Origin of the sequence: Terribacillus saccharophilus, assembly GCF_002272745.1 — a bacterium.
Lineage (GTDB): Bacteria > Bacillota > Bacilli > Bacillales > Amphibacillaceae > Terribacillus > Terribacillus saccharophilus_B.
Genome location: NZ_NPBD01000002.1, coordinates 592,560 through 606,079, shown reverse-complemented (window position 1 = coordinate 606,079; position 13,520 = coordinate 592,560). Strand labels below are relative to the sequence as shown.

At 42.4% G+C, this 13,520-nt stretch carries 9 protein-coding genes; all 9 read left to right on the top strand.

The genetic code is table 11. The features are described 5' to 3' along the window. Nucleotides 1–43: 43 nt before the first annotated feature. The 9 genes from CHH58_RS04845 (at nucleotide 44) to CHH58_RS04805 (ending at nucleotide 13,516) form a co-directional block, all read left to right on the top strand. Nucleotides 44–910 (top strand): carbohydrate ABC transporter permease, encoded by an 867-nt coding sequence (locus CHH58_RS04845; RefSeq protein ID WP_095226976.1) that lies wholly within the window; start codon nucleotides 44–46, stop codon nucleotides 908–910. Nucleotides 911–951: 41 nt separating this feature from the next. Then, entirely contained in the window at nucleotides 952–1,809 is an 858-nt protein-coding gene (locus tag CHH58_RS04840) for a carbohydrate ABC transporter permease (RefSeq protein WP_095227135.1), read from the top strand. 24 nt (nucleotides 1,810–1,833) lie between these two features. After that, nucleotides 1,834–4,845, top strand: a complete 3,012-nt coding sequence (locus tag CHH58_RS04835; RefSeq protein WP_095262096.1) for an alpha-L-rhamnosidase — start codon at nucleotides 1,834–1,836, stop codon at nucleotides 4,843–4,845. Between the two features lie 275 nt (nucleotides 4,846–5,120). Further along, a complete protein-coding gene (locus tag CHH58_RS04830; RefSeq protein WP_095262095.1) occupies nucleotides 5,121–5,546 on the top strand; it encodes a DUF1801 domain-containing protein in 426 nt (141 codons plus the stop codon). 127 nt (nucleotides 5,547–5,673) lie between these two features. Then, entirely contained in the window at nucleotides 5,674–7,149 is a 1,476-nt protein-coding gene (locus CHH58_RS04825; protein WP_095262094.1) for an L-fucose/L-arabinose isomerase family protein, read from the top strand. Between the two features lie 180 nt (nucleotides 7,150–7,329). Beyond that, nucleotides 7,330–8,679, top strand: a complete 1,350-nt coding sequence (locus CHH58_RS04820; RefSeq protein WP_095262093.1) for an aspartate kinase — start codon at nucleotides 7,330–7,332, stop codon at nucleotides 8,677–8,679. A 797-nt stretch (nucleotides 8,680–9,476) separates the two neighbouring features. After that, a complete protein-coding gene (locus CHH58_RS04815) occupies nucleotides 9,477–11,489 on the top strand; it encodes a sigma 54-interacting transcriptional regulator (protein ID WP_170937523.1) in 2,013 nt (670 codons plus the stop codon). Nucleotides 11,490–11,507: 18 nt separating this feature from the next. Next, the gene (locus CHH58_RS04810) at nucleotides 11,508–12,410 is read left to right on the top strand and encodes a phosphate acyltransferase (RefSeq protein ID WP_095260664.1); all 903 of its coding nucleotides are present in this window, start codon (nucleotides 11,508–11,510) and stop codon (nucleotides 12,408–12,410) included. Between the two features lie 11 nt (nucleotides 12,411–12,421). Next, nucleotides 12,422–13,516, top strand: coding sequence for a Glu/Leu/Phe/Val family dehydrogenase (locus tag CHH58_RS04805; RefSeq protein WP_095222588.1), 1,095 nt, complete (start codon nucleotides 12,422–12,424; stop codon nucleotides 13,514–13,516). The last annotated feature ends 4 nt before the right edge of the window (nucleotides 13,517–13,520 follow it).

The following is a 13,520-nucleotide window of genomic DNA, read 5'->3' as shown; positions in this document are numbered from 1 at the left end:
CGTTTCACACAGGGGCCCTTAAAAAAGAAGGAGAGACTTGCTCGTGCGAAATATCAAATCGAATCCTTACACGTACTTCTTTTTACTGCCGGCAGGTGCTATTTATCTTATCTTTTTTATCCTGCCGACTATATTATCCTTTTTCTTTAGTATGACATGGTGGACATTGACTGATTGGAAGTTCATCGGACTTGAAAATTTCAAGGTATTTTTGTCTGAGCCTTCCATGAACATCGGATTTCGAAATACAATCATCTATGCCATCGTTACGAGTGGCTTGAAGGTCATTTTAGGTTTGCTGCTCGGAGTATTCCTAAGTATGCGTCTTCGATCGGTAGGCTTCATCCGCTCTATGGTCTTTTTTCCGGCACTTCTTAGTACCATAGCAGTTGGTATTGCATTTTCCACACTGATGCATCCATCGCAGGGGATGATTAATACCGCACTTTCTTTCATTGGTTTTGTAGGTCCTGATTGGCTTGGCGATACAAAGATTGCACTACTTTCAGTTGCTTTAGTTGATGTGTGGAAAGGAGTCGGCATCGCAACGGTGATCTTTATCGCCGGTATCATGTCCATTCCGCAGGAGTATCACGAAGCGCTCTCGATTGATGGAGGGAATGCATGGCATCGTTTTCGTAATATCACGCTTCCGCTCAGCCGTCCAGCTATGAATACCGTGATTATTTTATCTTTTATTGGCGGTCTTCGTACGTTTGATTTGATATGGGCGATGACAAAGGGAGGTCCGGGCTTCAGTACAGATATCATTGCTTCTATCATTTATAAGCAATATCAAGCAGGATTCTACGGAATCTCCACAGCAGGTAATGTTATCTTGTTCATAGTGGTAGCTGCGCTGGCATTTCCGTTGTATCTCTATTTAAACCGAAAAGAGGTGGATTTATAATGGAAAAAATGATAGCGCCTTCACCTATGCCGAAAGAAAAAATGTATGCACGTAAAAGACCAAAACAGAAAAGAAATAGAACGGCAGGGCGGTTGATCACAGAGATATTTGCGGTGGCTGTAACAATTGTATTATTTGGCATACCATTGTATTTCATATTTGTAAATGCTGCCAAAGATGCAAAGGAATCCTCTTTGCTTAATATGTCATGGCCAAGTACGTTTCAGCTGATAGAGAATATTCAACTGGTCTTTGCAGCAGAAAACGGGATGATTCTGCGGGCCTTTTTCAATAGTGCCGTCATTACAATCGCTTCAATCATATTGCTCATATTTTTCGGTGCAATGGCAGGTTACGTGCTACACCGAAAACGTACAAAAAGCACCCCAGTCATCAATTTTTTGATTTTGGTAGGTCTTATTATACCGCCTGCTGTTGTACCAACCATTTGGGTGTTGGAAAGTATCGGTCTTTTCAAGACGATGCCAGGCATCATTCTGGTTGAAGTCGCACTGCATCTGCCATTCACCGTTATGCTTTATCGCAGTTTTATGGCAACCATCCCGAAACAGCTGGATGAAGCGGCTCTTATAGATGGATGCGGAAAGCTGAGGCTGTTTTTCTCAATCATTCTGCCGCTGTTAAAACCAGTGTCGGCAACGGTCATTGTACTTACGGCCGTAGGGGTTTATAACGATTTTGTTAACCCGTTGTACTTTTTCCCAGGAGCAGATAATGCTACCTTGCAGCTTACGCTATATAACTTTATGAGTTTGTACAGCACTCAGTGGAATTTGTTGTTTGCCAATATTCTTATCATTTCATTGCCTCCGCTTATCATGTTTATTTTCTTTAATAGACGAATAGTTGCGGGCATGACAGCTGGATCAATTAAGTAATCATTCTAAAGGGAGGATTCTTTTATGAGTCTACAAGCAACAGCTATTAGTAATTTAAGAGTAGAATATCGAATCAAGCCAATGGGAATAGATGCAGAAAAACCACGATTTAGCTGGAATATGACAGCTACTGGAGTAGGGCAAAAGCAAACTGCCTATCAACTCTTAGTTGCACTAAGCCCAGATAGCTTAACTCCTCAGGCAGCAGATTGTTGGGATAGCGGGAAAGTACCATCCGGGATATCTGTTGCCGTGCCGTATGCTGGTAAGGTTCTCCTTCCTTCTACCAAGTACTACTGGAAGGTTCTCGTCTGGGATAGAGAAGAAAACCTGATAGAGTCAGAGGCAAGCTTTTTTGAAACAGGACTGTTTAGTGAAGATTCAATGGATAATTGGAGCGGAGCCAAATGGATTGCTATGGAAGGGAAAAAGGATAAAAAAGCTAGTGCCGTAATGTTTCGAAGCGAAGTGAAGCTTTCGAAAAAAGTGAAAAAAGCCAGACTCTATGTCACTGCACTTGGTGCTTACACATTTTTTGTGAACGGAAATAAAGCAGGGTATCTGCGGGAAGATGGAACTGTTGCTGAGGAACTGCTGACACCGGGCTGGATGAATTATGATAAAACCCTGCATTACTTCACCTATGATGTGACAAAGCATCTTGCCATCGGAGAAAATGTATTAGCTGCCCAAATAGGGAATGGCTGGTATAACAGCAGAATTGGGGAAGGAAGTACTTATTATAAGGAGAGTGGGAACGACCTAGGGCTGCTTGTGAAATTAGAAGTGACCTATGAAGATAATTCAACGGAAAATATTATCTCTGATACAAATGGCCAATGGAAAGCAACAGATCAAGGACCCATTCGAGAAAATGATATTTATGATGGAGAAGTATACGATGCAACGATGGAGCCGGATGGATGGCTGGATAAACAGTTTGATGACGCTGCATGGTTTACTGTTAAGGAGCATTCATATAGAGCATCTTTCCCCAGTGCTAAGCTGCAAGCTTATCCTGCGAAACCTGCTCAAATACTGGAAGAGCTTGAACAGCACCCGGAATCGATTATTGTTTACCAAGGTATTCTGCCGGATTATGAAGGTAAATACGGACGTGGAAAAATTAAGGTAGTAAAAGAATATCAGCCTTCCGATTTAAGCAGTGGCTTTACTTTAAAGAGTGGAGAAACAGCAATCATTGATCTTGGTCAAAATATGGTCGGTGTACCAAACTATGCAGTGAAGGGTGAAGCTGGCACACAGATCCAAATTCGTTTTGGGGAAATTACAAATGATGATAGTAAAGGTGCGGACGGCCCAGAAGGCTCTGTCTATTTTGAGAATCTGCGAACAGCTAAGCAAACAAGTCTTTATACGTTAAAAGGCGATGAAAAAGGAGAAATGCATCAGGATTCGATGACCTTTTATGGTTTCCGGTTTGCAGAGATTAAGGTACTGACCAGTGATTCTTCCGTCCAAGTTTTACAGTTTACCGGGAAGGTGGCATCCTCGTCTATTGATGAAACAGGCAAACTCTTAACTTCTAGTAAAGCTGTAAATCAGCTTTATCAGAATGTCATTTGGGGACACAGAGGAAATTATTTTTGGGTTCCAACCGATTGTCCGCAGCGTGACGAGCGTTTAGGCTGGACTGGAGATACGCAGGTTTTTGCTAATACTGCTCTGTATAACGCAGAATCTGTTTTGTTTTTAGAAATCTATATGGATACCCTTGTTGATTCTCAGGAATTGTATGGATTTGATCAAGCTTCATTTACCTCCGTAGCTCCTGGCGGCAAATGGGCGAATCTCAACAGCTTCGCAAGAACTGGAAAAGGGCCAAAAGGGCAAGCAGGCTGGGCGGAAGTGGGTATAATCATCCCTTGGACACTTTGGCAAATGACAGGAGATGACAGCAGTATCACGAAGCATTATGCTTCTATGGTGAGGTATATGGATTGGCTTTACAGCTTATCCGGTGAAAGTTATAGAGGTGCTGCGGGAATTGGTGATTGGCTGGCGTTCCAAGGAAGCGGCAACCAGATTGTAAGTGATATTTATTATGCTTATGCTGCTGACTTGATGAGTAGCATGGCGAAACATATTGGAAAAGTAGATGACGCGAAGAAATATAATGAGCTGTTTCAGAATATCAAAACCTCTTTTAACAAGCATTATGTTGCTAATGATAATCAAAATAATCTCGTAATCAAATCATCTTTAACGGAAAATCCAGAAGATATCTTTGAAGAAGGAATCGACGTATATAAAGCAACAAAAGAGGATAACAGCCAATTTGCGTTACTTTGGATATTAAAGCTTGGCCTCTATGAGACTGAAGATCAAAAAACAAAGTTAATGAAGTTATTAAAAGACAATATTAAAAATGATGTAGCATACAAAGCTGAACATCCGGACAGTACTCGCGTCAACTATGCCGAAAATACTTTATCTGTAGGTTTTCTTGGTGTTCATGTGATAGCTCCTGTTTTATCTGATATTGGCAGTTCCGATCTTGCTTATGCGTTATTATTGCAGGATCAAATGCCTTCCTGGCTGTATTCTGTTAAAAATGGTGCTACAACGATTTGGGAAAGATGGAATTCCTACTCCAAGGAAGATGGATTTGGTTATGTAGGAATGAATTCATTTAATCACTACGCGTATGGAGCTATTGCAGAGTGGATGTATAAATATATGGCAGGTATCAGCTATGATCCAGAAAAGCCAGGATTCAAACATATCCTGTTGCAGCCTACGTTTGATGAACAAAAACGAATCACAGTCGTTCAAGCGGAATATAATTCTGTTTATGGAGTCATTAAAAGCGGGTGGAGAATTGATGGCGATAGTATTTATTATAAAGTGACAATCCCAGCCAATACGACAGCAACTTTGTACCTCCAAACTGGAAAAGATACAGGGAAAGATGTTGCAGAAATAAATGCAGGCGTGTCCTATATAGGGAAGCAGGAAGAGAAGACTGTGTACGAAATGGACTCAGGAAGTTACGAATTTAAAGTGAAACTATAACAAGAAGAGGGCTGTCGATCATTCGACAGCCATTTTCTTATTTATTTGCTTTTGTAGAATGATGAAAAGTTACATAATGAGGACAACGCACTTGGTAGAAAAATACTTATCAGATGGATTATTGCTCCTTTATCGGTACACGAATCTTGCAGACAAAAAGGACATGGAAGAAAGCTTATCGAAATTATAGAAGAAGACGACTATAACTCTAAAACCGTCCCAAAGGCTTTGAGATACTGATTGATATAAGACTGAGAATAGAGGAGGGAAAATAATTGGGATATGAACTAAAGACAAAGGAAACAGACAATAGTGTGCTAGATTTTATTGAAGCTGTGGAAAATCCTAAAAAACGAGAAGATGCATACAAGCTTCTGGATATTTTTACAGAAGCAACGGGATATGAAGCCAAAATGTGGGGAACGAGCATCATTGGCTTTGGTTCTTATCACTACCGTTATGCAACCGGACACGAAGGAGACGCACCGCTTGTTGGGTATTCCCCGAGAAAAGCCAATATCAGTCTCTATCTGGCACCAGGTGAAACAAACAGAGAAGAGCGCTTGCAGAAACTGGGTAAGCATAAGACCGGGAAGGCATGCGTGTATATTAATAAAACAGCAGATATTGATGAAAACGTCTTGAAACAATTAGTACATGACTCAGTCACTTTTCTAAGAGAAATGTATCCAGAATCATAATGAATTTAAGACGGAGAAAGATTCAGCCAGCTCGAAGGACTGGTAATGTAATTTGAAAGCGATATCATTAATCTAAAAAATCAACTAGACGGAGGATATTATTCTGGGTCCTTTAGGAGGAGAGTATATGAGGAAAGCGAAAATCGGTTTATATTCTGTGGGGTTGGAGGCTTATTGGGATCAGTTTCATTCCTTGAAGGAACGTTTGTTAGGATATAACCAGCATGTAAAGGACCAGATTGAGCAATGGGCAGATGTATGCAATTTTGGTCTGGTAGACTCTGAGCGAGCTGGAAGGACGGCTGGAGAATACTTTCAAAAAGAGCAGGTAGACCTTATCTTCTGTCATGCTGCAACTTATTGTACGAGTGCTTCCATACTGCCGATTCATCGTATGTGTACTGTTCCAGTCATTTTCCTCAATCTTCAGCCGACTCGCCAAATCAATTATGCAGAAACGTCTACCGAGGAATGGCTCGCACATTGTGGCGCTTGTCCAGTACCTGAGTTTGCGAATGCATGTCATCGAGCAAGCATTCCATACCATGTTGTGAATGGTTTGCTTGGGCTCAGAGAAACTCCATCTGTTTCTATAGCAAATGAAGTGACAGCGGAGGAACCGGAGGCAATTGCCGCTTGGGAGCAGATTAAAGAATGGACCGTTGCTGCGTCTGTGAGGCGCAGTCTGCAATATAGTAATTTCGGTTTTCTCGGAAACACATACAGCGGCATGCTGGATATGTACAGTGATTTTACTATGCTGCAGTCACAGCTGGGTATCCATGTAGACGTATTAGAAATTGGAGACTTAAAGGAACAATTAGAGCAAGTTTCGGACGAAGAAGTGGAAATAAAACGGACCGAAATAGAAAATGTGTTTACAATCAGTGACGATTCGCACAGTGACCCGATTGCTAAAAAACCGACAGAAAAACAAATGAATTGGGCGGCAAAAGTGGCTGCAGCGGAGGAACAGCTCGCTGATCAAAGGAATTTGGCTGCTTTGACTTACTATTATCATGGTGCGCTAGGCAGTGAGGAAGAAGAATTGCAGGCAGGAATGATTGTCGGCAACAGTCTGTTAACGGCTAAACATATTCCATGTGCCGGAGAAGGGGACTTAAAAACAAATATTGCAATGAAAATCTGCGACTTACTCGATGCAGGCGGCAGTTTTGCCGAAATTGTGCTCACGGACTACGTAGAAGGAACGATATTGCTTGGGCATGATGGTCCTTTCCATATAGCTATAGCAAAGGACAAGCCTATATTGCGCGGGATGGGCCTATATCATGGAAAGCAGGGATCTGGAGTGGCTGTGGAAGCGAAGGTGAAAGCCGGTCCGGTTACAACATTGAATGTCACCCAGACAGTGGAAGGGAAAGTCAAATTCATTATCAGTGAAGGAAAAGCAATTGATGGTCCAATCATGCAAATTGGAAATACACAGACACATGTCAGCTTCGATGAGCATCCTGATGGTTATATGACAAGATGGTTCAAGGAAGCCCCAACACATCATTGCGCGCTGGCGGTCGGGCACATTGCTTCTCAGCTGGAGAAGATATCTATATTGCTTGATGTAGAGTATGTCATTCTGTAATTATTTGCCTAAGAATTGCTTCAATCTATCTTTAGTGACCACTCTAGTTAACTGTATTATTATTATGTCAACTTATGAAGTCGCTTTTTTCTCAAAATTATGTCTTTCATCTAGCCAGCAGAAGAAACTCTGTGATACTATTTTACCTATGTAAAGAAAAAGCGTAATGGAGAGGGACACATGAAGGTAGCAAAATTTGGTGGTAGTTCAGTAGCAAGCGCGGAACAGCTCCGCAAAGTAGCACAAATCGTGAAAGGTGATCAGGAGCGGAAAATCATCGTCGTTTCTGCGCCAGGTAAACGCGGCAAATCAGATACCAAGGTAACGGATTTACTCATTGCTATAGGAGAAGCACATAGCAAAGGGGAAGACGTCAGTACACAGGTAGAAAAAGTTCTGTCACGTTTCCGGTCCATTGTTGAAGAACTAGAGCTCGATAATAATTTGATTGAGCAAATAGCGGATCAACTGAAGGGTATCCTGTCCGATTCAATCCCTGCAGTTAATAAAATGGATGCGTTGAAGGCGACAGGGGAAGATTCCCTTGCCAAGGTATTCAGTGCTTATCTAAATAAATTAGGCGTGCAAGCAGCCTATGTGAATCCTCAAGAAGCAGGTTTGCTTGTAAGAGAGGAATTAGGCGGTGCACGAATTTTGGATGAGAGCTTCGAGCTTTTATACAAACTGCGCGATCGTGATGGAGTACTTGTCATTCCGGGCTTCTTTGGCTACACAAAAGAAGGCAAGCTTGCAACATTCCCAAGAGGCGGGTCGGATATTACTGGTTCTATCGTAAGTGCAGGCGTGAAAGCTTCTTTATATGAGAACTTCACTGATGTGGATAGCGTATACAGTGTAAATCCTAATATCGTCGATCATCCAAAAGAGATCAACACGTTGACATACCGGGAAATGCGCGAGTTGTCTTATGCAGGCTTTTCTGTCTTCCATGACGAAGCACTGATTCCTGCTTTCCAAGCAAAAATACCAGTATGTGTGAAAAATACAAACAACCCTTCTGCACCTGGTACGATGATCGTTGCCGAAAGAGAAGTATCAGGAAATCCGGTCATCGGAATCGCCAGTGATACAGGCTTCTTGAGTATCTATATCAGCAAGTACTTAATGAACCGTGAGCTAGGGTTCGGACGGAAACTGCTGCAAATACTTGAAGAAGAGAATATTTCCTTCGAGCATGCGCCATCCGGAATCGACGATATGAGCGTAATTCTCCGTGAAAGCCAGCTGCCGCCTGACAAAGAAGCAATTGTCGTTCGCAGACTAAAAGAAGAACTGCAAGCGGATCAAGTATCGATTGACCGTGATTTGGCCATGATCATGATTGTTGGTGAAGGAATGATCGAGACAATCGGTGTATCCAGCACAGCTACAAAAGCATTTACTGATGCAAATGTGAACATCGAAATGATTAACCAAGGATCCTCTGAAGTATCTTTGATGTTCGGTGTCAAAGCACATCAAATCAATGAAGCAGTACAATCTTTGTATTCAGCATTTTTCCAGAAATAAAGAATCCGGGCAGCGTCTTTTCAGACGTTGCCCGGATTTTTAGCTTTAAATCTATAGAACTGCTGTTTAGTATATCCTTATCCTGCTTTCAGGGACCCTTAAAACAATAGTACAAAAGTGTTTTCAATCTTTTGAAAGGGCTTTCTATTACTTCTTTGCGCATCAATTCCTCTAAGTCTCCAAGAATGCTCGTTCAGTCTGCAAAAAACTCTGCTCGATAACCTGATAGTAAGTATAATCAGTAAAACTGAAGATCAGTTCTACGATATTCCCTTACACAGACGCTTTCAGTTGCTGAAAAAAGAATGCGTTGTCTGTTATTCAGAGGACTGATACTTTAAAATGTTTCGATTTATTCTGCATTGGTAATCCTGTAAGGGAATATGAACTTTATGCTGCTTAATGCATTAGAACTGCAGGTTAAAATATCCAACTCGGATAGCATTGTTGAAACAAGGTGACTATGTAAATAGGAGAGTGTACTAAATGGAAACTTGTTGCCTGTTTTATAAATGAAATTCTTTGCAGAACCCACTACGAAATAATGCACACATATATAGTTGGAGTTTTCTTATGCAGTAAGGATGTGTTCAATCAACGGAAAAACCTCATTTTCTGCCTATATGAATATGAATGTTGCTCAGAGAACTCTATGAGCGTGAAGGAAAGATAAGAGGCATGGTTTAGAATGAACTGATGAAAAAGTCACTCCTTGCATGTCATAAATCTTATTATTGCTAATTTCTGCAGACTAGTTTACGCTATATATGTGCAAAACTTTGCAGGATGTGATCATATTGAAACAATTACTTATTGTTGGAGCAGGAGAAGAAGCAGTTGAATTCATCAAACTGTTCCAACGGAAAAAAGGCTTTCGGATAGTCGGTTTGCTAGTCAAACAGCCTAGTGCAATCGTGAAATATCAAGCTGAACGATTGGATACCCCACTTTGGAAAGACGTGACGGCGCAATCGCTTGATCATGTCGACTTTGTGCTGGAAACTTCAGAAAGATTAGCAGACTACCTTGAACCTACTTCCTGCAAAGCGGAAATCATTTCCGGTCAAAGCGCACATCTGATGCTAGCATTCGCATCTCAAGAAGAGACAGAGAAAACTTCTACATATAATAACCAGCAGTTTCGCAGTAAAACGCTGGAGTACTTGCATGAGGGGGTCCTGTGTGTCAATCGTCAGGACGAGATTATATATATAAACGAAGCAGCTGAAAAACTGCTTGGCAGCAAGAAACACCGACTAATAGGGCAACCAATCACGCATGTTCTGCCCGACTCAAGGCTACCTGAAACCATTCGAAAAAGAGAGCGTTATGTGGATGAACAGCTAAGACTTCCTTCTGGTATTGAGATTGTCTATACTTGTGCTCCGATGGAAAATGACCAAGAGGAAGTAACTGGTGCTTTTACTGTAATGAAGAAAACAATTGATATAGTTGCTTTGGCAGAGAAACTTACTGATGCCAGAGAAGTGAAGTCAATGTTGGAAGCGATTATCGATTCCTCGCAGGAGGCAATCAGCGTAGTAGACGAAAATGGCATCGGCTTGATTGTCAATCCTGCTTATACACGGCTAACCGGATACACTTCTGAGCAGATAGTCGGGAAACCAGCGGTGACGGATATCATGGAAGGGGAGAGCTTGCATATGCAGGTTCTTCGGACACGTAGACCAGCCACGGGTGCCCGGTTGCGTGTCGGGAAGCACGGTAAAGAAATGATGGTCAATGCGGCACCGATCATTGTTGATGGGAAGCTTCGCGGAAGCGTTGGTGTCCTGCATGATATCTCTGAACTGCACGAACTGCAGGATGAAGTGCAACGAGCCCGAAAGATTATCCGTAGTTTGGAAAATAAATACACGCTGAATGATGTTATATCTGATTCGGAAACGATGCAAGTCACACTTGAACAAGTCAAATTCGCTGTAAATGCAGATGCGCCGTGTCTGTTGCGCGGAGACGCAGGTGTAGGCAAGGGCATGTTTGCAGCTATTATCCATAATGAAAGTAAACGACGTCATCGGCCGTTTATGCGAGTCGATTGTACAGTTGGTGATGAAGAAAGTTTAGAAAAACAGCTGTTCGGATCACTGCGTAACAATAACGTTACTGGGATGATCGAAAAAAGTGACGGCGGCACACTGTTTCTAGATGATATAGATGGTATGCCGATTCGTGTCCAGGAAAAGCTTTCAGACTTCATGACTACAGGTAAACTGCAGCTCACCTCCGGGAAATCGAAACAAGTGGACGTTCGGATAATAGTTAGTGCGCGTCATCCTTTAGAACGCGCGGTTTTCGAAAAACGATTTTATGAACCGTTCTTCGAGAGGCTGAAGCGTATAACAATCTATATACCAGCTTTAGTCGAGCGGATGAAAGATTTTGAGGGACTGTTATCCACAATTGTCCACAAGCAGAATCAGCTGCTGCAATGTTCAGTTCAATCTGTTTCTGATGCATCAATCAGTGTATTGAAAGAAAAGAAATGGTCCCATAATGTGAAAGAGTTGGAAACAACAGTAGCCCAAGCAATGACATTCCTGGAAAAGACGGAACGTGTCATCCAGCCTAAGCATCTGCAGATTCCTTCCTTGGATCAGCAATCCTTAGCGGGCACATTACAGGAACAGGTGGAGAACTTAGAGAAGCAGCTGATTGAATCAGCGCTTCGGGCGAATGACTTTAATAAAAAAGCGACGGCAGATCAGCTTGGAGTGTCGATTCGTAATCTTTACTATAAGATGGATAAATATGATTTTGATAGAAGTGGCATGCAAGATTTTTCATAATGGGGAAGGAAGAATACGATGCATAAGTTTACCGCTCTTGAAAAAATGGCAGCTTTGAAGCGGGGTTTTACTATTGCAATAGCAGCTGCGGATGACCCTTCCATTCTTAAAGCAGTAAAGAAAGCGGCCGATCAGCAGATGGCAACATTTCTGCTGTATGGAGATATTGATCGGCTAAAGCAGTTTATGAAGGAAGAACAGCTGACAGAAGATAAAATAACCTGCATTCATGCACCATCCGCAGACAGAGCCGCAGATATGGCATTAGAAGCCTGGAAATCAGGTAATGCTAATCTCCTGATGAAAGGAATTGTCAGTACAGATGTGCTGGCTGGCAAGATTTTGAAGGATAAAACGACGCTCAAACCAGGCAGCATCCTGTCACAGCTCGCTATCTTCGATATTCCTTCTTATCATAAGTTGCTGTTCCTGACGGATGCAGGTATTAATATCGCACCATCCTTAGAGATGAAGAGGAAAATCCTGGACAATGCCGTATCTGTTTACACAAAGATGCTCCACGCAGAACCTAAAGTCGCCGCACTTGCCGCCACTGAGAAAGTGAACGCTGCCATGCCAGCAACGACTGATGCTGCGCTGCTTTCTGTCATGCAGCATCGCGGGCAGGTTACAAATTGTCAAATTGATGGTCCGCTCGCACTTGATAGTGCTTTATCGGCTCAGTCGGCTGCTATCAAAAAAATTGATTCAACTGTTGCGGGAGATGCGGATATCCTATTGGTCCCGGAAATCGAAAGCGGAAATATGCTATATAAATCCTTTACCTATACAGCAGGAGCTGTAAGTGCCTCCTTGCTTGTCGGAACAAAATCACCTGTTATCCTCACATCACGTGCGGACGACAGCACTAGTAAATATTTTGCAATATGCTTCGCAATAGCGGCAGCATCACTTGCCTAGGAGGAAATAAGATGAAAATCTTTGAAACGTTGGAACAATACGATTATGAACAGCTAGTCCTTTGCCAGGATAAAGAATCCGGTTTGAAAGCAATCATCGCAATCCATGACACAACACTCGGTCCGGCTCTTGGCGGCACAAGAATGTGGACATACGCAACAGAAGAAGAGGCAATCGTCGATGCACTGCGGCTGGCAAAAGGTATGACTTATAAAAATGCTGCTGCAGGTTTGAATCTTGGCGGAGGAAAGACTGTTATTATCGGGGATCCGAAAAAAGACAAAAATGAAGCGATGTTCCGTGCATTCGGACGTTATGTACAATCTTTGAATGGCCGCTACATCACAGCAGAAGATGTTGGCACGACAGTAGAGGATATGGAGCTTATCCATACAGAAACGGATTTCGTTACTGGTATCTCTGCTGAATCTGGATCATCAGGCAATCCATCTCCAGTGACAGCTTATGGCGTATACAAAGGAATCAAAGCGTCTGCTAAAGAAGCATTCGGTGATGACAGCTTGGAAGGAAAGACTATTGCTGTACAAGGTATCGGTAATGTTGCTTATGCTTTGTGTGAACATCTTCATGCAGAGGGTGCCAAACTGATTGTGACTGACATTAACAAGGAAGCTGTCCAGAAAGCAGTTGAAGCGTTCGGAGCAACTGCGGTAGATCCGGACGATATTTACGGTGTTGAATGTGATATCTTTGCTCCTTGTGCTCTTGGCGCAGTAATCAATGACGATACTTTGCGTGTGTTGAAAGCGAAAGTAGTAGCTGGAGCTGCAAACAACCAGCTGAAAGAAGAACATCACGGACAAATCCTGTTCGAACGCGGTATCGTTTATGCACCTGACTACGTGATCAACTCTGGCGGTGTTATCAACGTTGAGGATGAATTACACGGCTACAACAGAGAGCGTGCGCTTCGTAAAGTAGAGACAATCTATGACAGCTTGCAGCGCGTATTCGAAATCGCTAAACGTGATGACATTCCGACAAGTATTGCTGCTGATAGAATGGCTGAAGAGAGAATTGAAACGATGCGCAGATCGAGAAGCCAATTCCTGCGTAACGGCCATCATACTTTAAGCAGAAGATAATAAC